This window comes from Streptomyces sp. NPDC057307, assembly GCF_042667665.1.
GTDB lineage: Bacteria > Actinomycetota > Actinomycetes > Streptomycetales > Streptomycetaceae > Streptomyces.
Map to the genome: position 1 here is coordinate 1 of NZ_JBHUZM010000131.1, position 21,280 is coordinate 21,280.

Sequence of the window (21,280 nt, forward strand, 5' to 3'; positions counted from 1 at the left end):
CGGCCGGGAAGGCCGGGGGCACCGTCATGTGACACACGTCCGAGGCGGTCCTACTTGGCCTCGGCCTTCTGCAGCTCGGCCAGTTCCTCGTCGGTCTCCCGGCCTGGCGTCGGCAGGTTGAACCTGACGATGGCGAAGCGGAAGACCGCGTAGTAGACCGCCGCGAAACAGAGCCCGACCAGCGCCAGGCCCCACGGGTTGGTCGCGATTCCCAGGTTGAGGAAGAAGTCGACCGCGCCGGCCGAGAAGCCGAAGCCGTCCTTCATCCCCAGCCCCCACGTCAGGGCCATGGACACACCGGTCAGCACGGCGTGGATCGCGTACAGCACCGGCGCGATGAACATGAAGGTGAACTCGATCGGCTCGGTCACACCGGTGACGAAGGCGGTGGCCGCGAGGGAGAACATCATGCCGCCGACGACCTTGCGGCGCTCGGGGCGGGCGCAGTGGACGATCGCCAGACAGGCGGCGGGCAGCGCGAACATCATGATCGGGAAGAAGCCGGTCATGAACTGTCCGGCCGACGGGTCACCGGCGAGGAAGCGCGCGATGTCGCCGTTCTTGCCCTCGTACGAACCGGCCTGGAACCAGGGGAACGAGTTCAGCAGGTGGTGCATGCCGATCGGGATCAGCGCGCGGTTCGCGACACCGAAGATGCCGGCGCCGACCGCGCCCGAGCCGACGAGCCACTCACCGAAGTTGTGCAGACCGGCGCCGAGGACGGGCCAGATGAGACCGAAGACGATGCCGATGAGCAGACCCGCGAAGGCCGACAGGATCGGGACGAGACGGCGGCCGCCGAAGAAGCCCGCCCAGTCGGGCAGCTTGGTCCGGTAGAACTTCTGGTAGAGCAGGGCGACCACGATGCCCATCACGACACCGCCGAGGACGCCCGCGTTCACGGGGGCGTCCGACATGACTATCTTGCCGTCGACGACGCTCGCGACCTGCGGCAGGTTTCCGTCCGTGAAGGTGGCGAGGACCTTCTGGAAGACCAGATAGCCGGTGACCGCGGCGAGCGCCGTGGAGCCGTCCGACTTCTTGGCGAAGCCGATGGCTATACCGACGGCGAAGAGCAGCGGCATGTTGTCGAGGATCGCGCCGCCGCCGGCGGCCATGTAACCGGCGATCTTGGTGATGAAGGTGGGGAACGACTCGCGCCCGAGCATGTCGGGGTTGCCGAGGCGCACCAGCAGGGCGCCGGCGGGCAGCACGGCGACCGGCAGCATGAGGCTGCGGCCGATGCGCTGCATGACGGACATCACGCCGGAGCCCTTTTTCTTTGCCGCGGGGGCGGCGCTGGCCGTGGACATCAACTTCCTCCAGAGGACAAGGCACCGCCAGGAGCAGGGAGAATGGGGAGTGGCGGCGACCCGGGAACACGGCGCGCGGCCATGTGGTCTACACCTTTGAGTGGTGTAGACCAGTTGTAGCATGGTGAGGGTTGAATAAGGAACCTTCGAAATCTTTCGATCCGGACTCGAAGCGACGGGCATGCGACGGGCGCCCGGCAGGGGCGCGGCGGGCCCCCGGCGGACACACGCGAGGGCCCCCGGACCAAGGGGTCCGGGGGCCCTTCCGGGGGCTTTCCCGAGGAGCTTCCGAGGGGCGTGCGCGCCCTGGCGGGCGGCGGGCCGGTCACCCTGCTTGCGTCACGTCACCGTCACTTCCCCATGTTCTCCTTCTCCACTTCCTCCTCCAGCTCCTCCGGCTCCCGCCCCGGAGTCGGAATGTCGAACTTCGTGATCGCGAACCGGAAAGTCACGTAGTACACGACCGCGAAGCAGAGCCCGATCGGGATGATCAGCCAAGGCTTCGTATCCAGATGCCAGTTGACGACGTAGTCGATCAGACCCGCCGAGAAACTGAAGCCCGCGTGCACCCCCAGCGCCCAGGTGATCGCCATCGACGCACCCGTCAGCAGCGCGTGCAGCCCGTACAGCAGCGGCGCGGCGAACATGAACGAGAACTCCAGTGGTTCCGTCACGCCCGTCACGAACGACGTCAGGGCGACCGAGACCATCAGGCCCGCCACCTGCTTCCGACGCTCCGGCCGCGCGCAGTGCGCGATCGCGAGCGCGGCGGCCGGCAGGCCGAACATCATGATCGGGAAGAAGCCCGACATGAACTGACCCGCCGTGGGGTCCCCGGCGAAGAACCGCGTCAGGTCGCCCTGGACGACGGTCCCGTCCTTCGTCGTGAACTCGCCTGCCTGGAACCAGAAGAAGGTGTTCAGGAACTGATGCATACCGATCGGGATCAACAGCCGGTTCGCGACACCGAAGATGCCCGCGCCCCACGCGCCCAGATCGATCAGCGACTTGGCGAACGACGTCAGCCCGTCACCCACCGGCTGCCACAACAGCCCGAACAGCACCCCGAGGATCACTCCCAGGAACGCCATCAGGATCGGCACCAGGCGACGGCCGTTGAAGAAGCCGAGCCAGTCCACCAGTCTCGTACGGTGGAAACGCTGCCAGACCACCGCCGTCAGCAGACCGATCAGAATGCCGCCGAGCACCCCCGGGTTCTGCGGGGTGCCCTCGGGCAGCGCGTCGGTGACCGTGTCGTCGGCGGGGAACGCCGCCAGCACGTTGTGATAGACGAGAAAGCCCACGACGGCGGCCAGCGCGGTCGAGCCGTCCGCCTTCTTGGCGAAGCCGATCGCGACCCCGATGCAGAACAGCAGCGGCAGACCGAAGCTCCCGTCCAGGATCGCGTTGCCGCCCTGCAGGAAGACCTTCGTCGTCTTGTCCCAGAAGGCCCCGTGCAGATACGCGTCGAACAGATTGCCCAGGCTGACCAGCAGACCCGCCGCGGGAAGCACCGCCACCGGCAACTGCAGACTGCGCCCGATCTTCTGGAGCCCCTGGAACAGGCCGTTCCACCACCGTCGCCGGGGCGCCGGGGGAACGGCTGACGCGTCGGCACCCGTCGAACTCATCGGCGTCCTCCCGTGGCACAGTGGTGTAGACCAGTTGCGATACGCTCCCGAGGCCGGGCCGCGGACGGCGTACCACTGGTGACCGTTATCTTTCGGTACGGGTCGGTCACCCGCCCGTGAAGATGGGCCAACCGTGAGTTAACGTGAAAATCGGACGCACGGTCAGAGCACGGTGAACCGGGACACCACCCCTTGGACAGCAGGGAGCAAGACATGGCCAGCAAGGCTGAGAAGATCGTCGCCGGGCTCGGCGGAATCGAGAACATCGAAGAGGTCGAAGGCTGCATCACCCGCCTCCGTACCGAGGTCGTGGACCCGGGCAAGGTCGACGAGGTCGCGCTGAAGGCCGCCGGCGCCCATGGCGTCGTCAAGATGGGCACCGCGATCCAGGTCGTCATCGGTACCGACGCCGACCCGATCGCCGCCGACATCGAAGACATGATGTAACCGCCGCGCGACGCCTGCCCAGGGGCTCGATCCGGACAACCGCCGTACCCCGTGCGGAGAACCGGAACGAGCCCCTCAGCCATGTCCCGCTAGGCTCACACCCATGTCTCGAATCGACGGCCGCACCCCCGAACAGCTCCGCCCCGTCACCATCGAACGCGGATGGAGCAAGCACGCCGAAGGATCCGTACTCATCTCCTTCGGCGACACCAAGGTCTTCTGCACCGCCTCCGTGACGGAAGGCGTCCCGCGCTGGCGCAAGGGCAGCGGCGAAGGCTGGGTCACCGCCGAGTACTCGATGCTGCCCCGCTCCACCAACACCCGCGGCGACCGCGAAGCCGTACGCGGCAAGATCGGCGGCCGCACCCACGAGATCTCCCGCCTCATCGGCCGCTCGCTGCGCGCCGTCATCGACTACAAGGCCCTCGGCGAGAACACCGTCGTCCTCGACTGCGACGTCCTCCAGGCCGACGGCGGCACCCGCACCGCCGCCATCACCGGCGCCTACGTCGCCCTCGCCGACGCCGTCGAATGGGCCAGGACCAAGAAGATCGTCAGGGCCGGCCGCAAGCCCCTGACCGGAACCGTCTCCGCGATCAGCGTCGGCATCGTCGACGGCGCGCCCCTGCTCGACCTCTGTTACGAGGAGGACGTGCGCGCCGACACGGACATGAACGTCGTCTGCACCGGCGACGGCCGCTTCGTCGAGGTCCAGGGCACCGCCGAGGCCGAGCCCTTCGACCGCAAGGAACTCGGCGCGCTCCTCGACCTCGCCACCGCCGGCTGCGCGGACCTCGCCGCCCTCCAGACCGCGGTGCTGGAAGAGACCCTCGCCAAGTAAAGAAGCAACCAAGTCGGGTGGTGCGGCGTCGTTACAGTCGCGACCAGCGGGGGCCTGCGGACTCGCCCGTATGCCCCTCCGCACCGAGGGAGGGAACCGACCATGGCCTCGCGCCGACGCACCGCGGTGACCATAGCCGCCGTCCTGCTCACGTTCACCGGGGCGGCCGGCTGTGGCGCACTCGACAAGGCACTCGACTGCGTCCAGACCGCCGACGCCATAGCCACCAGCGTGGACAAGCTCCAAGAGGCGATCTCCACCGCGGCGAACGACCCGACGCAGGCCGAAGAGGCCCTGAACGACATCGACACCGAGCTGGACAAGCTCCAGGACAAGACCGACAACACCGATCTCAGCAAGGCGGTCGACGACCTCAGCACCGGCGTCGGCACGGTCCGCGAGTCCATCGAGAACGGCGACGCGACCCCCGACCTCGCGCCCGTGACCGACGCCGCCACCGAGGTCGGCAAGGTCTGCACCCCGTAACGGGCCCTCGGCCCGGCGGCGGATAATCGACGCATGACGCGTCTGATCCTCGCCACCCGCAACGCCGGGAAGCTCACCGAACTCAAGGCCATCCTCGCCGACGCCGGTCTCACCCACGACCTCGTCGGCGCGGATGCCTACCCCGACATCCCGGACGTCAAGGAAACCGGCGTCACCTTCGCCGAGAACGCCCTGCTCAAGGCACACGCCCTGGCCCGCGCGACCGGCCACCCGGCCGTCGCCGACGACTCCGGCCTCTGCGTCGACGTCCTCGGCGGCGCCCCCGGCATCTTCTCGGCCCGCTGGTCGGGCACCCACGGCGACGACCGCGCCAACCTCGACCTCCTGCTGGCCCAACTCTCCGACATCGCACCCCCGCACCGCACCGCCCACTTCGCGTGCGCGGCTGCCCTGGCGCTCCCGGACGGCACGGAACGGGTGGTCGAGGGCCGACTCCGCGGCACCCTGCGCCACACCCCCTCGGGCACGGGAGGCTTCGGCTACGACCCGATCCTCCAGCCGGCCAACGACACCCGCACCTGCGCGGAACTGACCCCGGCGGAGAAGAACGCGATCAGCCACCGCGGCAAGGCGTTCCGGGCGCTGGTGCCGGTGGTGGGGGAGCTGCTGGGCTGAGGCTCACAACGGCTGAACCCCCTTCGAATCGAAGGGGGTTCAGTGCTCTTACCTGTGGGCCCGGTGGGATTTGAACCCACGACACACCGGACCTAAACCGGCGCCCTCTGGCCAGACTGGGGTACGGGCCCGCGCCGACTTTACCGTGAGAGTCGTCGTGGGCGCCAAGCGATAGCCCTAGCGAACGCCTCGTCGCGCGAACGTGGCTGTCTGGCTGTGACACGAGGGGCAGAGGTACCGCAGGTTCTCGCGGCGGCTGTCCAGCCGGTCTCCGCTGATGTGATCGATCTCCAGGACGAGGCGTTTGCCCTGCCAGACATCGCCGATACCGCACTCCGCGCACACGTGCGGCACGTCGAGGTCGTCCAGCGCCCGCCTCAGCATGATCGTCCTCGCGCGGTTCGAACCCGGCGGGAGCCGTCGCAGGATCTCGTCCGGCGTCTTGCGACAGGGGGAGATGGTGCCTAGGTAGTGACCCTGCCCGGTGAAGTGCGCGATGGACAGACCGTGGAGGTCGAGGCTGCGCCTCACCCGCTGTCGGGTGGCGGTGTTGTCGGCGATCCCCAGTGCGCGCAACAGCCCGGCGATGCTGGTGGACGAGGAGACGGCCGAGGCGAGTTCGGGGCGGGGGAGCGCCCGTGGCCCCTGTCGTCTCCCGCCGACGAAATGGGACGTGTCGATTTCGAACTGATCGAGCTTCTTGCGTATATGGCCGTACGGGCTGTCGTCCGGCGGGAAGCCCAGATACTCCAACACCTCACGGATGCTGCGTGAGTGAGCGGCTGCCTCTCGCAGCCGCTCCTTCGAGTAGCTGCGCCGCTCTCGTACGGGCAGCGGCTCATCGGTGAAGTGCGCGGTGTCGATGCCGTACAACTCCAGTCTCTGGCGCAGGTATCGGCGTGCGATGCTGCCCAAGGGGGCGTTCACTCGACGCATCAGGTCGACAAGACTGCTCGACTCGGTGGCAATTCGGACCAGCGTTGCTCGCGGGTACTTCTCGCTCATGCGCCGGCCCCGCGCTTTCGCCCGCGATATGTGTCGGTCACCGCGTGGCAGTTGGGGCACAGGAGCCGGAGATTCGGTTCGCGGTTGTCCCACCAGTCGCCGTTGATGTGGTCGACCTCGAGGCTCAATGGCTGACCGTTCCAGACGGCTCCGATGCCGCACATCGCGCAGGATTCCGGTCTTCCGATCTGGAGCAGCTCCTGCCGCAGGCGCTTACCAGGGACGCGGCCTTGCTCCGGTGACCGGAGGAGAAGTGGACTTTCTTTCGGCCCCTTCGTCTGCCGCCGTCCCTGAGTGAAATGTGTCGTGTCCATCCCCAGCGCCACGATGCGACGGCTGATGTGCGCGTGGTTGCCGCCCACCGGGTTGATGCCCAAGTTTCTCAACACCGCTTTGACGCTTGTCGACTCCGCGACCGCCGTGCGCAGTCGTTCTTCGGTGTGCCGGACGCGACCCGATGTGAAATGTGTCGTATCTATGCCCCACTCGGTCATCTTCTCGCGGATGTAGCGCCGACTGCCCGCCGTCGGCGTTCTGCCGCTCCGGCGCAGAGCGTCATCCACGTTGGTGGTCGCGCGAGCCGCTTCTCGCAGCCCTTCACGTGTATATCTCACCCGTACCGTTCCTCCGCTCCGTATCCGGCCGCGCGTTCGCGGCCTCGTACGGCCTAACGAACCGTTAATCGGATGGTCACGACCGGAATGTGGACAACTCCCGTCACCGATCGCGGCAACGGGCGAACATCAGGCCCATGACCAGCGAGAGCAGCCCACCCACCTCAGATCCTCCGCTCGGCCGCCAGTGCCACCACCAGTGCCGCCGCCTCCTCCTTCGTCTCCACCGACGGCGGCGATCCCTCCAGCGGCCGACGCGCCGTCTCCGTCATACAGGCCACCGCGCCGACGCCGATCAGAGCCGCGAGCATCGAGTAGTACGCGGGCATCAAATCGTCGCCGGTGAGGCTGATCAGGCCCGTGATCACGAAGGGGGTCGTGCCGCCGAACAGCGACGCGGAGAGGTTGTAGCCCACCGACAGGGAGCCGTAGCGGACGCTCGTGGGGAAGAGCGCCGGCAGGGCGGCCGACATGGTGCCGAGGAGGCAGACCAGGGAGAGCCCCAGCATCGCCATCCCGGCGATGATCGCGAAGTAGCCGCCCTGCTGGATCAGCAGGAACGCCGGAAGGGAGAGGACCAGGAAACCGAGCATGCCGGTCATCAGGAGCGGCTTGCGGCCGAAGTGGTCGCTGAGACGGCCCACTTGGTTGATGATCCCCATCAGGACGACCATCACGCCGAGCAGGATGAGCAGTCCGTGGGTGTCGCTGTAGTCGAGCTGGTCGGAGAGGTACGTCGGCATGTAGGACAGCAGCATGTAGTCCGTGACGTTGTACGCGCCCACGAGACAGACGCACAGGATCAGCCTCGGCCAGTGCTCGCGGAAGATCTTGCCGAGGTCGGAGACCGTGCTGGTCTCCACCGGATCGGCGGCCTCGGACGCGCGGACCGTCCCCTGCTCCATCTTCGCGAACGCGGGCGTCTCGTCCAGTCTCAGCCGCAGATAGAGACCGATGAGGCCCAGCGGCGCGGCGACGAGGAACGGTACGCGCCAGCCCCAGTCGTTCATGCCGTCGGTGCCGAGCCAGGCGGTGAGCGCGGTGACGAGCCCGGCCGCGCCGACGTAGCCCGCGAGGGTGCCGAATTCGAGGAAGCTGCCGAAGAAGCCGCGCCGTTTGTCGGGGGCGTACTCGGCGATGAAGGTGGACGCGCCGCCGTACTCGCCGCCGGTGGAGAAGCCCTGGACCAGCCGGAAGAGGATCAGCAGAGCGGGGGACCAGAAGCCGATCGCGGCGTACGACGGGATCAGCCCGATCGTGCCCGTGCCGATCGCCATCATGATCATGGTCATGGCCAGGACCTTCTTGCGGCCGATGCGGTCACCCAAAGGACCGAAGAACATGCCGCCGAGTGGCCGCACGAGGAAGGCCACCGCGAAGGTCGCGAAGGAGGAGAGCAGTTCGGTGGTGTCGTTGCCGGAGGGGAAGAAGACATGGCCGATGGTGACGGCCAGATAGCTGTAGATACCGAACGGCAACCAAGCGGAAAAATACTCGCTTGGAGGAAGCCATGGGCAGGTCCACCATAGAAGTCATGACCCCAGCCACTACGCCATACGACGGTTGTGGTAAGTGCTTGGTTGCAGTGCGCCGGCTGTCGAGGAAGAACGAAGCGACGCATAGCCCCGAGAAGCAGGCTGACCAGGTTCTCGCCGCCGCCGAATCTGTGGGCGCGCACATCATTGGGTGGGCGGACGACTGGGAAGTGTCCGGCGTGGTGGCACCGTTGAGCCGCCCTAGGTTCGGCCCCTGGCTTCGAGGCGAGCGAGGCCCGTATGACGGGATCGTAGGCGCAGCCGTAGACCGGATTGGTCGGAACGTTGTCGACGTTCTCAGCACGGCATACGCGATTCGCGAGAACAATCAGATCTTGGTCACGGCAGACCACTCAGGAGTTTGGGATCTTGGCGACCCCAACCAGGAAACCGAATTGGCGTGGCGAGCCCTAGGTGCTCAGATGGAGCACCGGGCCGGGAAGAAGCGCACCGCTGATGAGTCGAAGAGGGCGCGCAACGCAGGTGAGGCAAAGTGCAAGCTGACATACGGCTACATGTATGTTCGTCTGACCCCTAAGGGCGCGGTAGATCATGTGGCCCTAGATCCTCAGACTTCGCCGGTGATTCGGAAGGTCGCACTTCGGATCCTGTCTGACCTGACAGGGCTGATCACCGTGGCGAGCGAATGCAAGCGCCTCACGCGGGAAGGGATTCTCACGCCGCATGACCTCATGGCAGTGAGAGCAGGGCGTGAGCCCAAGGGCGGATACTGGACGTGGCGCACTCTGTGGGGAATCCTTAACAGCATGGCGTCACTCGGGTATCTCATGCATAAGGGAAAGCCCGTGCTTGACGCCAACGGCGAACCGCGACAAGTAGCCCCGCCGCTTTGGGACATCGCCACCCACGATGCGCTTGTGGAGAAGACCAAGCCGAAGCCCAACAAGAAGGCGAGCAAGAAGAAGGCGCCCAGCGGCACCGCGACCCTCTCTGATCTTGGGTACTGCGGAAACTGTGCTGCGCGGATGACGATCAACGGCCTTGAAGGTTACGGCTGTGTGGGGCGTGTGCGAGGGATGAAGGGGTCGGAGGAGTGCAAGCCAGCACCCACGATCAAGAAGATCATCGCCGAGGCAGAGGTAGAGAACTGGTTCCTGTCGGAATACGGCAGCGCCCAGGTTATGAGGAATGAATTCGATCCGGGTACCGGATACGCGGCGCGCATTCTCGAACTTGAGAAGAATCGGAAGCGCCTTCGCGACGACCGGGCGGCCGGTCTCTACGAGGCCGCCGACGACGTTGAATGGTTCCGCACGGAGTACGCGCGGATGGGTCGCGAGATCACCCGGTACAAGTCGCTTCCAGAGCGACCGGCCGGAATGCGAACTGTCCCCACGGGGAAGACCGTTGCTGATGAGTGGCGCGATGCGAAGGACGGGGCAGAGCGTCGTGAGCTACTGGCGCAATTCAATGTTCGGGTGCTGATCTACCCGGCAGCCGCTCCGCAGCGCGTGAAGTGCACCGGTGCCAATCCGTACGAACTCGCCGTCTAGCGTCAAAGGTTCTGCGCCCCGACTGTGTTTGCAGTCGGGGCGCATTTATGCTTCTACACCGAAACCCGGTTGAGTGTCGGACGGAAGAACAGCATGGTTCGGCCGGTCAATGTAGTGAAGGAGACTCGGCCTATCTCAAGCCGGAACACGATGGACTCGGCGCGATCCAGCGACGCAACTTCCGCAAAGTCTCGTTCGAGTACAGTCCTTAGATTGGACGATTCCACTTGCAGCGCGAACAGTCCAAGACTCCCCGCCCCTGCCAAACGGAAGGACAAGGGCATACGCGCAGCCCCGATGGACGTCACGAAAATGGCGGGCACCTTACTGGATATCTCGTGAACCACGCTGCGGTCGACCACAGTGCAGAATGACGCCCTCTCACCTTCCAGGAGGGAGGACAGCCGCCCGGCATTCTTTCCGCTTGAGGTGATCGCGCGCCAATATGGGAAGTGCCCCCGCAGAGGGTCCCCTTCCAGTTCGAGGCTGATGTAGCCGCAACTTTCTTGGGGCATCGGAGGCACCTCAGATTCTCAAGGTGCGTTCGATTTCGCGTCTCTCCGCATGGTCCTGAGCCAGGCCGGCCGCGATTTCGGATTCGCCGGGGGTGTGGCCGGAGCCGACGTATCGCCAGGCAGATACGGTCTCGGTCTCTTCCGGGGAATGGGAGGGGTCGCCGTCTGGGGTTTGTTGGTTGGCTGTCCGCGCATCGCGTAGTGCCCGGTAAGTGGTGCTGTAGCGGCGGGATTTGGTGAGGACGTGGCCCCGGTAGCCCAGGGTGTGCGTCCAGGGCCGCAGCCTCAGGTGAAGCAGCTCGACCAGGCCGCCCAGGCGCCAGCAGGTTGCCATGAGGGTGCGGAGGTGGGGGGAGACCGGGGCGAGGCTGATCTCCTCGTCGGAGGTGACCGGTTGGTCCAGGCCGCCGGAGTCGCCGACGCTCTTGGACGTGTACTTGGCCACGTACGCCGCCACCGCCTGATCATCGAGGGCGCCCGCCACAGCAGCGGAGTCCCGGATCGGGTGTGCGTCGATCTGGGCGCCCCAACGGGCCACGTAGTCACCCAGGGCCGGAACGTGCCTCAGAGGCGCCTCCACGGCTCTGACGGCCGCCCGGACGGCCCGCTCAAGCACGAAGGCGGTTGCCCACGGAGGCGGGGCCGTTGAGGGGCCGTCAGGGCCGTCGAGCCGGATGACGGCGTGGAGGTGGATGGCGCCGCGCCGTTGGTACTCGGCGACCTTGGCGAAGCTCAGGCGAAGCGAGTCCCCGATCTTGGATTGGGTGATGCCCGCCGCCGTCGCGAGGTGGCGCCGGATGGCCCTGGTGGTGCGGTTCCAGAGTTCGCCGCACTGGGCGTTCCACAGGATGTGCGAGGTGTAGGCGTAGCAGTCGCGGCAGAGGGGTTGCCCGATTGCGGAGTCGTCGGCCGGATGGCGGAGACCGCAGCCCCGAGGGCGTCCGTGTTCGCATGGTCCGGGGTCCCGCGTGAGTCGGCATTGCTCGGTTCGGTCGGTCTCTCGGTGGACCGCTCCGAACGAAGGGGCGGTGAGCGTGACGAACAGCCGGGGGTGTTCCACGACCGAGGCGGGTGTTCCCTTTCCTCCGAGGAGCCCGGAGCGGACGAGTTGGAAGGTGTCGCCGGAATGGAGATAGGAGCAGGGTTCGCATCGTGACTCACGCCGATTGCGGCAGCGGACAGGGAGCCGTCCGAGCGGTTCACTCGCAGTGTCGTAATGGCGGAGGAGGTTTCCCTCGTGGTCGGCCGTTGTGGTACGGCCTGAGAGATAGATGGGGTGGGAGCAGCCGCCCGTTGATTTGATGAGTTCGAGCCATCTGTTGAATCCTGGCTCATTGGCAAGGCGTATGAGATCGCGTTCGGTTTCGGTGAGAAAACGCGGGCGCCCCGCAGAGTTTCCTACGAGGCGCCCTTCCTTCTGATGTGCGTTCATTCTTGGGTGGTGACCTTTCGTGATTGTCGGCCGGATAGTTCGCCGTAGCGTTATCCGATGAGGTGCGGATCATGGGTGTTTCTCCTTAGGTGAACGGGGTTGACGAGGAGGGTTCTAGTGTCTGCGGTTGCGCTTTTCTCGGCAGCAGAGGCAGCGCCTCAGGTGGCCGCCGATGGTGCGTTCTCTGGCCCGTCGGCAGACGGGGCAACGGACGAATCGGTGAGGCATGTCGGAACCTCGGTTTCTCCGGGGGATCGTGTCAGAACGTGAACCTTGTGATCACCCAGTTGACCGTTTCGGAGATCATGAATACGGCGGGTGTCTGGCTCACGTAGAAGCCGAACAGGAAGATGAGCACCGCTATCCATGAGGGCACTTCACGGGACCGGACGAACAGAACGGTGATGATGCCGAAGACCACCACGAGAGGAAGTGCTGCCGCTTCACTCATTCGCTCCCCCCAGGGCCGGAGCCGGATTCCGAACCGGACTCGGCGAAGGCCGGCGCGAGATGGGAAGTCGAGGCCGAGAACTCCCGTGCCTGCTCAGGGGTGATGAGGGTGGAGCGGGCGCGCGTCCACTGGCCGCCGATGGTCGTCACAGCAACGCCTTTCTCATCCTCCGAAATGGCCTGAGCGACCACGACGGCATCAGGGGAAAGGTCCCCGAGTGTCATTTCCGCTGTCGCCTCATCGTTCACCCGATGGCATATACGGCCGCCGAGTTGAGCGCGCAGCGCCGTAGCGCCGGGGCCGAGATCGGAGCCGAACCGCTGCCCCGCCACGACGAGATGGACACCGAGGGCCGCACCGAGCTGGGCTATCCGCAGCAGCAGGGTTGAACATTCCACTGCCTCTTTCCGCCCGGCCAATGCCGCACCGGCCAAGTAGAGTTCGGCGATCTCGTCCACAACGATGACTACCGGCGTGGGCCGGTCGTCGTCATCGAGTTCCCAGATGGACCGGACACCGGCCGCCCTGCAGTCCGTCATCCGCTGTTCGAGATTGGTCAAGACCTTCTGCAGAAGGGCCATCGCTTCCGTGCGGTCGGTCGCCAGGGCAGAGAGCCGCTTTTCGAAGAGGGACAGCTCCATTCCGCCTTTGCAGTCGATCCCCAGAAGGGTCACCGGTTGCGCGCCCAACTCCGTTACGAGCGCGGCCAGGAGGGTGGACTTTCCACTTTGTGTGGCGCCCGTGATGAGCCAGTGCGGGACCTTGCGGAAATCGACAACCCACGCGGAGCCGTCGCCCGTTCGACCTACGTTGGCCGCCATGAGGCGGGGGGCCGGGAATTTGCGCCACGTCGTGGAATCGGCCAGCGGGTCACGGGCGGTGGCGATCATGAGCACTTCTCCTCGTTTCGTTGAGACGATCCGGATTGAGTGGATGCGCCAGGCGTGGACGAACGCATCGGCGGAGGCGATGAATTGGGCGGGTGTCTGCCCCGGATGGAGATGAACGCGAACGGTGAAACCCGTGTGCATGACGCGGGGAATTCCCAGCCGGGGCGCGAGCGGCCGAATGGGAGTTCCCTTCACCATCACGTCCCGGTTCACCGCCGTGTACCGGGGGCGACGCGTCACCGAAAGGTCCGCCGTCTGGCAGAGCCGCCGCCAGGTGAACCGCATGCGGAGCACGGTTATCGGAAAGCCGACCAGGTACCAGCGAAGCGGACTCTCCTTAGCCTTGCGGAGCCAGAAAGGCGCCCGAGGTTCCCAGTACCACTGACTGAGAAGCGCCAGGAACAGCACCACCGAGATGCACCAGATGATCAGTTCCCACGGCATTAGTGGCCCCTTCCGTGCATCGGCCGCCGTCGCTGAGTTATCGGTTGCGACGAGGAGCGGGGCCGTTCGCCGCTGATCTGTCCACTCAGCAGCAACAGGGTTTGGTCGTGAGCCGAGTCGCTGTGCTTGGCGATCAGCTCCAGTGCGCGGCGAATCGTTTTTGCATCCGGAGGGGGAACGGAACTCAGGATGTCGTCACACTCGGCCATGACCCGGAGATCACGGGCGAGGATCATCAGGACCTCTGCTGCGCTGGCGCGTACGACCACGGCCGATCACCTTCCTTCTCCCGTGCGGCGATCAGTTCGGCGATCTTGGTCGTCTCCGCAGCGTCGACCGCCAGACGTTCGAGGGAGACGAGACGTGTCTCCGGAGGGAGCGGGGTGTGTTCGAGGACCGCCGCCATCGTCGCGAGGCTGACTATGTGGTCCAGGAGCGCCAGCCAATCCCAATCCGGCTCAACTCTGGTCATGTGTCAGCCCCCTGGCCTGCCGCTTTGGGCCGCGACGGAGGAGCGGACGCGGCCGGCCGACTTCCTTCCGGGGCGATGGCGGTAGCCCGGAACGACGTGCCCTTACGGCCGTCGATCTCCCAGGCCACGGCCACCAGGTTGTCGAGGCGCACTCTCATGCCCTCCGTGATGCCGGACGGCTCACCGGGCACCGCGACGTCGATCACGTCCGCGCGGCGCGTCTCCCTCTGGCGGACGCTCACGCCAACTACCCACACAGCGTGACCATCACGGTCCACGCGCGGCTGCTGAGTCTCCGGATTGATCCTCGGCTCAGGTGGCACCACACACATCGTCGAGCCCAGACGGGCCGTATCGACGGGGATGTTTTGCATGATCCATTCCTCTCTGCAGGCAGCATCGAGCACCAGGAGGCAACTCCCGTCACGCGATGCAACGAGCCCCCAGGTTGGCTCATTTGACCCGTGCTTTGCAAGTGCATATGGGCATCTGGGCAATGGAGTTTTCCTATGGCCCTGTGCCGCTGGCACTTTCACACGCGACAAAGTAGTGGGGTTCTTAAAGGTTCTTTCGGAATGATTTCCACGTCAAAGTGCCCAGCCTGTAGCGATCTTGGGATGCTCGTTAGTCGCAACCGCGATGAGGCCGTGCGAGTTCCGCCCCCGGCATATGCGAGGCGCGCACGCCGTGATCACCATGCCGGGCGTGGCTGGATTCTTCGCACCAGGAAATGATCAAGCGTGACGTGGGGTCGGTCTAGATCTTCTTTACTTACTCAAGAGCGCGCCTGCGGCGCGCGGAGCGGCCGGACGCCTTCGGCCGGGCATGCGGCGCGGGCGCCGGTCCCGGCCGGGCGCCGCCGCTCCCTGCCTCAGTCGTGACAGAGCGTCAGAAACGGACCCGTCCCGCGGGACTGGTCGAAGATCAACTAACGCAGTTCTTGGCGTGCTGCCGCGCCTCAGCCCGCGCGGGAGCGATGCCGGGCGCATAGCGGTCGAGGCGACAGCCCGAGCACGTCACCCACTGGTGCCCGTTGCCATCCTCCAGGACTTGCACCTTGCCCCGCCCCTGAGTCCGCAGCGACGAGCCCACGGCCTTACGACGAACCCTCATCACCGTCTCCTCGTGGGTCGAAAGAACCTCAACCCAGTGTGGCTCAGGGGTGGCAGGCGCGCGAGGCTTTAGGCAGCCACCATGGGGCGAGCCTCGAAGATCGGGACCCCCATCGGGCTATTGCGGGCAGGTCCAGGGACTGCCCGATTCGCGGCCAGCGTACGGGCCCCGATCTCTCGCCCCATGGCAGCTCCCGCCCAAAGCCCCGCACGCCGGCCACGCGCCCAACCATCGCCCGCGACCAGCTCACCGCCCACGACGAGGACCCGGTCGAGCACCGCCACCAGGACCACGACGAGGACCAGGTCGAGCACCGGCTCAAGACAGCACGAAGGCGCGGCCTCTCCCGAGGAAGAGGCCGCGCCAACGCCGACTCGGCTACCGGATGTGGGACTTATGGACGTAGCCACGCGTCATCTTCGGAAGGCCGCCCGCACTCCTCTGCGTCAGCACGACCCCCACCCACGGGTTGGAGGACGAGGCATACGTCTCCCGTATGAACAGCCGGTCTCCCCGGTACAACTGCCCCTTCACGTAGCCCGAGTAGCCAGGCTTCGACCGCAGCCGCAGGCCGTTGGTCGCCACGCTCGCCTTGCCACCGGCCGACACCTGAGGAGCCGCAGCAGGCGCCGACGAAGCCGCCGACGCATCCGCGTTCCCCGCCATCGCCAGACCCAGCGCCGCCACAACAACCGCCACAGCAGCCACGATTGCGACCGTCAACTTTTCCCGGATGATTCCCATTGAAGACCCTCTCACTCATAGGACGACCAGGCAGGTCGTCCGAACGAGACAAGAGTTTGCGCGCTTCGCATCTGCAAAGTCAAGGGCTTTGTGGGACCCCCCGGACGCGACGAAGCCCCCACCGCGCAGCAGCGGCGAGGGCTCCGGCTGGGGGTGCAGCAGTTCCCCGACAGAGATGCGGGTGCTACAGGTCGTCTGCTGCTCTGAGTTCCCGGTACGCGTCCCGCAACTCTGCTGCTTCCGGCAGGGCGCGAGCTTCAACAGCCCTGACAACTTCCAGGGCGCGCCAGTGGTTCGACGGGGCAACCTTCCCGCTCAGAATCGCTTTCTGTGCCGCATCGCACGCCTCGTCAAGTCTGTTGCCCGAGACCAGGACCAAGGCCAAATCGATGTTGGCGGAGGCCACGCGGCGAGGCCAGCGAGAGGGGTCATCGTTGGGCTTAAGTCGCTCGATGACGCCGCGCGCATACGGTTCTGCGGCGGTATCTCCGAGCCAAGCCAACGTTGTTGCTGTGTACGACAGGGCCTTATTGGGGTCGTATTTGTAATGGTGCTCCGGCCGGTCCGGCTCTCCGATAGCCGAGGACAGATCATGTACGCGGTCGATAGCGTCGTAGGTCGCCCCCGACTCGCCCAGCCTTGCGAGTGCTCGCCCTTCTTGGGCCGTCGCTTGAATCAGAGCCGATGAGCCCGAGGGTGCCAAGCTTTGTGCTACGCGGGACAATTCCAATGCGCGAGAGTAATCGCCCGCCGTTAGCACCCTCCATGCATCCGTCTCAAAGCACCAAGCCTCTATCTCCGGATGCTCCGATTCCCTGGCAAGCGTCGCCGCCGTCTGGAGTCGGGCCGTAGCTGCGTCGTCTTGCTTGAGATCGATGTGAACTGTGGCGCCAAGTAGCGAGAGCCACCCGCCGACCACAAGCAGGCGGCGGTGTTCAGCAAGTGTCTTCTTCGAATCCAGCAGTTTACCGACGTAGGCGGAGTGCTTGCGGATGCGTTCCAACAAGGCTTCCGGAGAGGATTTGGGATAGGCCATCGCCAGTTCATCGAAGGCTAGTTCAAGACGCTCAAGCGTTCCGCCGCCGACGTCACTTGCCTGTACGCGTCGCGCCAGATCCCACGCCGCTTCTTCGTCGTCGTAAGAGGCCGGCCCAGGGTCAGCAGGGACCCCCAGCACGGTAGCTACTGCTTTGCGGAATTCTGGAGAAGCTGACTGCTTCCCATTGATGACGCGAGACACGTAGGCGACGTCATAACTCAGTGCCTTAGCGGCCCCTCGAAGGCTCGTGCCTGACTCGGTAAGAGCACGGCGCACACGCTCCCCGTACTCGTCCATGGTCACCCCCTCTCGTGTGTTGACCGATCCGTCAACGATACGTCAACGCTGGTCCACTCCCACCGGCATTGCCTGAACCGTTGAGTTGGCGGATGCAAGACCCCCGCGACCGCGTGAACGGTCCGGGGGCGTGGCCGAAGCTCAGCAAGGAGCAATCGACGTGTACGAGCCTAACCTGATCTCGCGTGATCGCGAGTCGCGGACCCCCCTTCCTCGACCGCTCCAACCGCCCCTCACGGGAAGGGAGTTGGTTGTGGTGCATCGAGGTCTTTTCTGGGATCAGCAGGTACCGCCGTGGGTGCCGAACACCTACGCCCACCCGACCCCCGAGATCCTGCGATCTGTCGAATCCGGGCTCCGGAGGTTGCTCCGATGAGCCCTGCAACGGCTGACTTCCACTCAATGGCATGGACGCTAAGGGCAACCATGCTCCGTGCTCACGCTGAGCTAGAGAGCCACGAGGCATGGTGCATTCCGTGCCGCACGCCGGACATTCTCTGTCTCACGGCGCAGAGCCTCGAAGATGTGGTGCGGAGTTCAGCGAAGGATGCTTTCTCTCAGGCGTGGGTCGAATTCTTGGATCACATCCAGAATTGTGTCGACTGCCGGATTGACGGAGAGTGCGGCGGCGCCCGAGGGCAGCGGTGCACAATCGTCGCGACGCAAAGCGCGGTCGAAGAGGTGGTGCATAAGTGACTTCTTCGGAGATCAAAGATCTGAGAATACAAGACCGTGCGGCGTGGGACAGGTTCGAGGCTCACGTCGAAGGGTGCGTCACTTGCGGCCGATACGGCGAGAAGTGCGAGAAAGCCGAGCAGCTTAAGCAGCGGCTAAAGGATACCTTTGCCGCGATCCATGGGAACGCAGTGAGCGAGAAGGCCAAGCAGTGAATGACAAACTTGCAGCGGTCGCTACAGCCATCTCGGTGTTCGGAGTCGCTGTTTTCTGTGGGGCCATCATCGCCCTCGTTGCTAGCGGTCGACTTTGATCTGTGAGGAGGCTGACGATCTATGCGTGACTTCATCGTTCGTATGGTCGAGGTAGTGCTTTCCTGGTTGCTTCCTAAGCGGCCGGGTAAGCACTCTGTCGCCTATGGGAAGCGGCCGGGCAAGCATGCCAGGACCCCTCAGCCAGAAAAGGCCGATGACATACGAGAAGGGTGCTCAGAAGAGGAGAACCCGTGGGCCGGACCCTGGAGAAGCATAAGCAAGTCCGAAGCCCATGCCTATTTCCGGCGCCAATCGGAGGAAGGCACGATGCAGCTTCGCGCCGTGCCCAAGGGCCGCTGGACCGGCCATTACCGGGCGCCTCAACTTCCGATCTAAGGAGACGTGTACTTTGCCGACACGCCCGTCCCTCCTAACTCCCTACGTTGCCGCGCGGAGCACTGATGCGGGGCCGCTTGAGTCTGAATTGGCCGTCGAGTACGGCGTCAAGGGGCCCAGGCTCGCCTACACACGCACGCGTCCAGGGGAGCGGGACAAGCACGGGAACCTGTGGATCCGTGTGTACGAATCCCCGGACAAGGGCCGCGTTCAGTACGACTCCATGAACTCCGCTCGCCAACGCTCATGCATGGAGAACATGCTGTGCCAGGTCTGCGGAGACCCCGCCGACCGCAACAAACAAGGCTGGCTGTTCTTCGACTGGAGACGCGAGGACTCGCCCCCCACGTGGCCGGAGAAGTCCATCACCTCTATGCCGCCGCTGTGCGCCGAGCACGCGCGCGTGTCAGCCGGTCAGTGCCCGTACCTTCGCGGCAACGAGTACGCCGTACTGCGCGTGCGGAAACCCCACCTCTATGGGGTCTCGGGAACGATCTACCGACTGACCGCAGACGGTTGGTGCGCCACGGCGCGTGACACGCTCTCCCCATATAGCAAGCCTCGGCATCCGGGCATGCTCGCATCCCGCGTCCACCGTGAACTGTGCGGCGTGACCGTCGTTGACCGCTTGTAGGACGGGCGAGCCGAGTTCGCCCAACTCGATCACTGCGTCCACGCCCCATCTGGTCGAACGTGCCAGGTGGGGCGTTGGTCTGGACGCCCTCAGGGGGCCCGAGTATGTTCAGTCGTGGTTGCCGAAGTCGAACCACTCCATGGCGTTGCCCAGCGACGCCGCCTTCACCGCCCGCTTGACCGCGGCCTCGTCGGTGACGGTGATGTCCGACCTGCGCAGTGGGGGGTTGCGGCGGCGTCGGAGCGCGCGGAAGAGGGCCGGGTGGCGGCGGACCGCCGGGGAGTCGGCGACCTGGTCACTCTCGGGTGCCGCCATGGGCCGGTTTCCTCTCCTCGGGGACGTGAGTCCTCAGGGAAAGCCTCCGCACCGCGCCCCGACGGCCGCAAGCCGGAGCCATGGCACGGCGGGGCTCCGGCTCGCTACTCGGCCCGAGTTCCCGGCCCGAGTCCCGGCCCGTGTTCCCGATTCGCCGTGTCCGCGGCTCTCAGATGCCGAGGTCCTTGATGATCTTGGCGACATGGCCGGTGGCCCGGACGTTGTAGAGCGCGCGCTCGACCTTGCCGTCCTCGTCGACCACGACGGTCGAGCGGATGACGCCCGTCACCGTTTTGCCGTACAGCTTCTTCTCGCCGAAGGCGCCGTACGCGGTGAGGACGGCCTTGTCGGTGTCGCCGACCAGCGTCACCTTCAGGTTCTCCTTGTCGCGGAACTTGGCGAGCTTCTCCGGCTTGTCGGGCGAGACGCCGATGACGTCGTAGCCCGCGCCGGCCAGTACGTCGAGGTTGTCGGTGAAGTCGCATGCCTGCTTGGTGCATCCGGGGGTAAGGGCAGCGGGATAGAAGTAGACGATGACCTTGCGTCCCTTGCGGTCGGCGAGCGAGACGTCGTTGCCGTCCGCGTCGGGCAGGGTGAAGGCGGGGGCGGTGTCGCCGGGCTGAAGTCGCTCGCTCATGGTTCTCCTCGGTACGGGTGGGGGCGGGTCGCCCGGTTGTATCGGGCCGAGCGTAGTAGGGGCGCCGCGGGGTGCGACGGCTGCCGAGCTGACAGACTGTCGGTGAAGGCGAAGGATCGAAGGATCAACCAACCGGACACGACGACGGAGGCAGCGCGGTGTCGGATGCCAGGACCCCTGCGCAGATCGAGGCGGACATCGTCCGCAGGCGCGACCAGCTTGCCGAGACGCTCGACGAGATCGGGGTGCGGGTGCACCCGCAGACGATCGTCGGCGACGCGAAGGCCCGGATGGTTTCCCGGGTGGACCAGACCGCGGGCAAGGCGTTTGTCGCGGTGAATCGCACGGTGTCAGGTGTGAAGGACACGTTCGTCTCGGACGACGGCGCCCCACGGCTCGAGCGGCTCGTCCCGGTGGCGCTGGTCGTCGTCGGTGTGGTCGGTCTGCTCACGATGTCGGTGCGCCGGCGCCGGGTCTGAGGGCGGGCTCACCCCTCCGGCGTACGGGGCGGGTTCGGGCGGGTAGGTTCGTGGGCGTGAGCGACAATTCCCTCGACACCTCCCATGACAAGCTGCCCATCCGGATGCTGCACGACCGGGTGCTGGTCAGGACCGACATCCCGGAGGGCGAGCGGCGTTCGTCCGGCGGCATCGTCATCCCGGCGACCGCCGCCGTCGGACGGCGTCTCGCCTGGGCCGAGGTGGTCGCGGTCGGGCAGAGCGTGCGGACGGTGGAGCCCGCGGACCGGGTGCTGTACGACCCCGAGGACCGGGCCGAGGTCGAGGTCCGGGGCGTGGCCTACGTACTGATGCGGGAACGCGACCTGCACGCGGTGGCGGCCGACCGGTTCGAGGGGTCGGAGGACTCCACGGGGCTCTACCTCTAGAGCTCGGGCGGCGTTGACCCGGAAGGGCCCGGTGACGATCGTCACCCGGCCCATACCCCCACTC

Annotated in this window: 22 protein-coding genes, 1 tRNA gene and 2 pseudogenes; 9 read left to right on the top strand and 16 right to left on the bottom strand. The window is 65.8% G+C overall.

The genetic code is table 11. The features are described from left to right. Window positions 1-50 precede the first annotated feature (50 nt). Both ACFUN8_RS30425 and ACFUN8_RS30430 read right to left on the bottom strand, forming a co-directional pair. Window positions 51-1,313, bottom strand: coding sequence for a PTS transporter subunit EIIC (locus ACFUN8_RS30425; protein WP_383644555.1), 1,263 nt, complete (start codon window positions 1,311-1,313; stop codon window positions 51-53). A 350-nt stretch (window positions 1,314-1,663) separates the two neighbouring features. Continuing rightward, a complete protein-coding gene (locus ACFUN8_RS30430; RefSeq protein WP_383644558.1) occupies window positions 1,664-2,944 on the bottom strand; it encodes a PTS transporter subunit EIIC in 1,281 nt (426 codons plus the stop codon). 213 nt (window positions 2,945-3,157) lie between these two features. Here ACFUN8_RS30430 and ACFUN8_RS30435 point away from each other — a divergent pair, with 213 nt between their 5' ends. The 4 genes from ACFUN8_RS30435 (at window position 3,158) to rdgB (ending at window position 5,354) form a co-directional block, all read left to right on the top strand. Then, window positions 3,158-3,391, top strand: a complete 234-nt coding sequence (locus ACFUN8_RS30435) for a glucose PTS transporter subunit EIIB (RefSeq protein ID WP_189106937.1) — start codon at window positions 3,158-3,160, stop codon at window positions 3,389-3,391. Between the two features lie 103 nt (window positions 3,392-3,494). Next, a complete protein-coding gene (gene rph, locus ACFUN8_RS30440; protein ID WP_383644561.1) occupies window positions 3,495-4,232 on the top strand; it encodes a ribonuclease PH in 738 nt (245 codons plus the stop codon). A gap of 102 nt (window positions 4,233-4,334) precedes the next feature. Next, window positions 4,335-4,718 (top strand): hypothetical protein, encoded by a 384-nt coding sequence (locus ACFUN8_RS30445; protein ID WP_383644564.1) that lies wholly within the window; start codon window positions 4,335-4,337, stop codon window positions 4,716-4,718. 33 nt (window positions 4,719-4,751) lie between these two features. Next, window positions 4,752-5,354, top strand: coding sequence for an RdgB/HAM1 family non-canonical purine NTP pyrophosphatase (rdgB, locus tag ACFUN8_RS30450; protein WP_383644567.1), 603 nt, complete (start codon window positions 4,752-4,754; stop codon window positions 5,352-5,354). Window positions 5,355-5,409: 55 nt separating this feature from the next. Here rdgB and ACFUN8_RS30455 read toward each other — a convergent pair. From ACFUN8_RS30455 to ACFUN8_RS30470, 4 genes and pseudogenes are all read right to left on the bottom strand, one after another. After that, a tRNA-Leu gene (locus tag ACFUN8_RS30455) sits at window positions 5,410-5,485 on the bottom strand. A gap of 46 nt (window positions 5,486-5,531) precedes the next feature. Then, window positions 5,532-6,359: an HNH endonuclease gene (locus ACFUN8_RS30460; protein WP_383644570.1), complete on the bottom strand. Its 828-nt coding sequence runs from the start codon at window positions 6,357-6,359 to the stop codon at window positions 5,532-5,534. Beyond that, window positions 6,356-6,973 (bottom strand): HNH endonuclease signature motif containing protein, encoded by a 618-nt coding sequence (locus ACFUN8_RS30465; protein ID WP_383644573.1) that lies wholly within the window; start codon window positions 6,971-6,973, stop codon window positions 6,356-6,358. Before ACFUN8_RS30465 ends, ACFUN8_RS30460 begins: the two co-directional genes overlap by 4 nt. 164 nt (window positions 6,974-7,137) lie before the next feature. Then, window positions 7,138-8,454: pseudogene (locus ACFUN8_RS30470) on the bottom strand (MFS transporter); the annotation flags it as partial. Between the two features lie 53 nt (window positions 8,455-8,507). On the opposite strand from ACFUN8_RS30470, the gene ACFUN8_RS30475 reads away from it, so the two are divergent. Further along, the gene (locus tag ACFUN8_RS30475) at window positions 8,508-10,022 is read left to right on the top strand and encodes a recombinase family protein (protein ID WP_383644576.1); all 1,515 of its coding nucleotides are present in this window, start codon (window positions 8,508-8,510) and stop codon (window positions 10,020-10,022) included. A gap of 53 nt (window positions 10,023-10,075) precedes the next feature. Here ACFUN8_RS30475 and ACFUN8_RS30480 read toward each other — a convergent pair whose 3' ends face one another. The 8 genes from ACFUN8_RS30480 to ACFUN8_RS30515 form a co-directional block, all read right to left on the bottom strand. After that, entirely contained in the window at window positions 10,076-10,537 is a 462-nt protein-coding gene (locus ACFUN8_RS30480) for a hypothetical protein (RefSeq protein ID WP_383644579.1), read from the bottom strand. A 10-nt stretch (window positions 10,538-10,547) separates the two neighbouring features. Next, window positions 10,548-11,969 carry a replication initiator gene (locus tag ACFUN8_RS30485; protein ID WP_383644582.1) on the bottom strand — a complete coding sequence of 474 codons (1,422 nt, stop codon included), beginning with the start codon at window positions 11,967-11,969 and terminating at the stop codon, window positions 10,548-10,550. Window positions 11,970-12,228: 259 nt separating this feature from the next. Next, complete coding sequence (locus tag ACFUN8_RS30490) at window positions 12,229-12,420, bottom strand: hypothetical protein (RefSeq protein ID WP_383644586.1); 192 nt, start codon at window positions 12,418-12,420, stop codon at window positions 12,229-12,231. Next, complete coding sequence (locus ACFUN8_RS30495) at window positions 12,417-13,754, bottom strand: FtsK/SpoIIIE domain-containing protein (protein WP_383644589.1); 1,338 nt, start codon at window positions 13,752-13,754, stop codon at window positions 12,417-12,419. The genes ACFUN8_RS30490 and ACFUN8_RS30495 overlap by 4 nt, the downstream gene beginning before the upstream one ends. Window positions 13,755-13,989: 235 nt before the next feature. Further along, window positions 13,990-14,226 (bottom strand): hypothetical protein, encoded by a 237-nt coding sequence (locus tag ACFUN8_RS30500; protein ID WP_383644592.1) that lies wholly within the window; start codon window positions 14,224-14,226, stop codon window positions 13,990-13,992. Further along, window positions 14,223-14,600, bottom strand: a complete 378-nt coding sequence (locus tag ACFUN8_RS30505; protein ID WP_383644595.1) for a hypothetical protein — start codon at window positions 14,598-14,600, stop codon at window positions 14,223-14,225. The genes ACFUN8_RS30500 and ACFUN8_RS30505 overlap by 4 nt, the downstream gene beginning before the upstream one ends. A gap of 1,117 nt (window positions 14,601-15,717) precedes the next feature. Next, window positions 15,718-16,038 carry an SH3 domain-containing protein gene (locus ACFUN8_RS30510; protein ID WP_383644598.1) on the bottom strand — a complete coding sequence of 107 codons (321 nt, stop codon included), beginning with the start codon at window positions 16,036-16,038 and terminating at the stop codon, window positions 15,718-15,720. A gap of 229 nt (window positions 16,039-16,267) precedes the next feature. Beyond that, on the bottom strand, window positions 16,268-17,419 hold the full coding sequence (locus ACFUN8_RS30515) for a multiprotein-bridging factor 1 family protein (protein ID WP_383644601.1): 1,152 nt from the start codon (window positions 17,417-17,419) through the stop codon (window positions 16,268-16,270). 692 nt (window positions 17,420-18,111) lie between these two features. Between ACFUN8_RS30515 and ACFUN8_RS30520 the strand changes: the two genes are divergently transcribed. Beyond that, entirely contained in the window at window positions 18,112-18,309 is a 198-nt protein-coding gene (locus ACFUN8_RS30520; RefSeq protein WP_383644604.1) for a hypothetical protein, read from the top strand. 685 nt (window positions 18,310-18,994) lie between these two features. Continuing rightward, window positions 18,995-19,378, top strand: a complete 384-nt coding sequence (locus tag ACFUN8_RS30525) for a hypothetical protein (protein ID WP_383644607.1) — start codon at window positions 18,995-18,997, stop codon at window positions 19,376-19,378. Window positions 19,379-19,498: 120 nt separating this feature from the next. Here ACFUN8_RS30525 and ACFUN8_RS30530 read toward each other — a convergent pair. Both ACFUN8_RS30530 and bcp read right to left on the bottom strand, forming a co-directional pair. Beyond that, window positions 19,499-19,693 (bottom strand): annotated as a pseudogene (locus ACFUN8_RS30530) (MFS transporter); the annotation flags it as partial. 169 nt (window positions 19,694-19,862) lie between these two features. Beyond that, window positions 19,863-20,330 carry a thioredoxin-dependent thiol peroxidase gene (gene bcp, locus ACFUN8_RS30535; protein WP_383644609.1) on the bottom strand — a complete coding sequence of 156 codons (468 nt, stop codon included), beginning with the start codon at window positions 20,328-20,330 and terminating at the stop codon, window positions 19,863-19,865. 158 nt (window positions 20,331-20,488) lie between these two features. Between bcp and ACFUN8_RS30540 the strand changes: the two genes are divergently transcribed. Together ACFUN8_RS30540 and ACFUN8_RS30545 are read left to right on the top strand one after the other, a co-directional pair. Continuing rightward, window positions 20,489-20,809, top strand: a complete 321-nt coding sequence (locus tag ACFUN8_RS30540) for a DUF3618 domain-containing protein (protein ID WP_383644612.1) — start codon at window positions 20,489-20,491, stop codon at window positions 20,807-20,809. A gap of 104 nt (window positions 20,810-20,913) precedes the next feature. After that, the gene (locus ACFUN8_RS30545) at window positions 20,914-21,216 is read left to right on the top strand and encodes a co-chaperone GroES (RefSeq protein WP_189107154.1); all 303 of its coding nucleotides are present in this window, start codon (window positions 20,914-20,916) and stop codon (window positions 21,214-21,216) included. Window positions 21,217-21,280: the final 64 nt, after the last annotated feature.

Coding starts and splice junctions, on each gene's coding strand:
- ACFUN8_RS30515 (WP_383644601.1), bottom strand. CDS start 17,419: ATGGACGAGTACGGGGAGCGTGTGCGCCGTGCTCTTACCGAGTCAGGC.
- ACFUN8_RS30490 (WP_383644586.1), bottom strand. CDS start 12,420: ATGAGTGAAGCGGCAGCACTTCCTCTCGTGGTGGTCTTCGGCATCATC.
- ACFUN8_RS30475 (WP_383644576.1), top strand. CDS start 8,508: ATGACCCCAGCCACTACGCCATACGACGGTTGTGGTAAGTGCTTGGTT.
- ACFUN8_RS30480 (WP_383644579.1), bottom strand. CDS start 10,537: ATGCCCCAAGAAAGTTGCGGCTACATCAGCCTCGAACTGGAAGGGGAC.
- ACFUN8_RS30445 (WP_383644564.1), top strand. CDS start 4,335: ATGGCCTCGCGCCGACGCACCGCGGTGACCATAGCCGCCGTCCTGCTC.
- ACFUN8_RS30500 (WP_383644592.1), bottom strand. CDS start 14,226: ATGACCAGAGTTGAGCCGGATTGGGATTGGCTGGCGCTCCTGGACCAC.
- ACFUN8_RS30425 (WP_383644555.1), bottom strand. CDS start 1,313: ATGTCCACGGCCAGCGCCGCCCCCGCGGCAAAGAAAAAGGGCTCCGGC.
- ACFUN8_RS30430 (WP_383644558.1), bottom strand. CDS start 2,944: ATGAGTTCGACGGGTGCCGACGCGTCAGCCGTTCCCCCGGCGCCCCGG.
- rdgB (WP_383644567.1), top strand. CDS start 4,752: ATGACGCGTCTGATCCTCGCCACCCGCAACGCCGGGAAGCTCACCGAA.
- ACFUN8_RS30495 (WP_383644589.1), bottom strand. CDS start 13,754: ATGCCGTGGGAACTGATCATCTGGTGCATCTCGGTGGTGCTGTTCCTG.
- ACFUN8_RS30545 (WP_189107154.1), top strand. CDS start 20,914: ATGCTGCACGACCGGGTGCTGGTCAGGACCGACATCCCGGAGGGCGAG.
- bcp (WP_383644609.1), bottom strand. CDS start 20,330: ATGAGCGAGCGACTTCAGCCCGGCGACACCGCCCCCGCCTTCACCCTG.
- ACFUN8_RS30505 (WP_383644595.1), bottom strand. CDS start 14,600: ATGCAAAACATCCCCGTCGATACGGCCCGTCTGGGCTCGACGATGTGT.
- ACFUN8_RS30525 (WP_383644607.1), top strand. CDS start 18,995: ATGGAGAACATGCTGTGCCAGGTCTGCGGAGACCCCGCCGACCGCAAC.
- rph (WP_383644561.1), top strand. CDS start 3,495: ATGTCTCGAATCGACGGCCGCACCCCCGAACAGCTCCGCCCCGTCACC.
- ACFUN8_RS30460 (WP_383644570.1), bottom strand. CDS start 6,359: ATGAGCGAGAAGTACCCGCGAGCAACGCTGGTCCGAATTGCCACCGAG.
- ACFUN8_RS30485 (WP_383644582.1), bottom strand. CDS start 11,969: ATGAACGCACATCAGAAGGAAGGGCGCCTCGTAGGAAACTCTGCGGGG.
- ACFUN8_RS30435 (WP_189106937.1), top strand. CDS start 3,158: ATGGCCAGCAAGGCTGAGAAGATCGTCGCCGGGCTCGGCGGAATCGAG.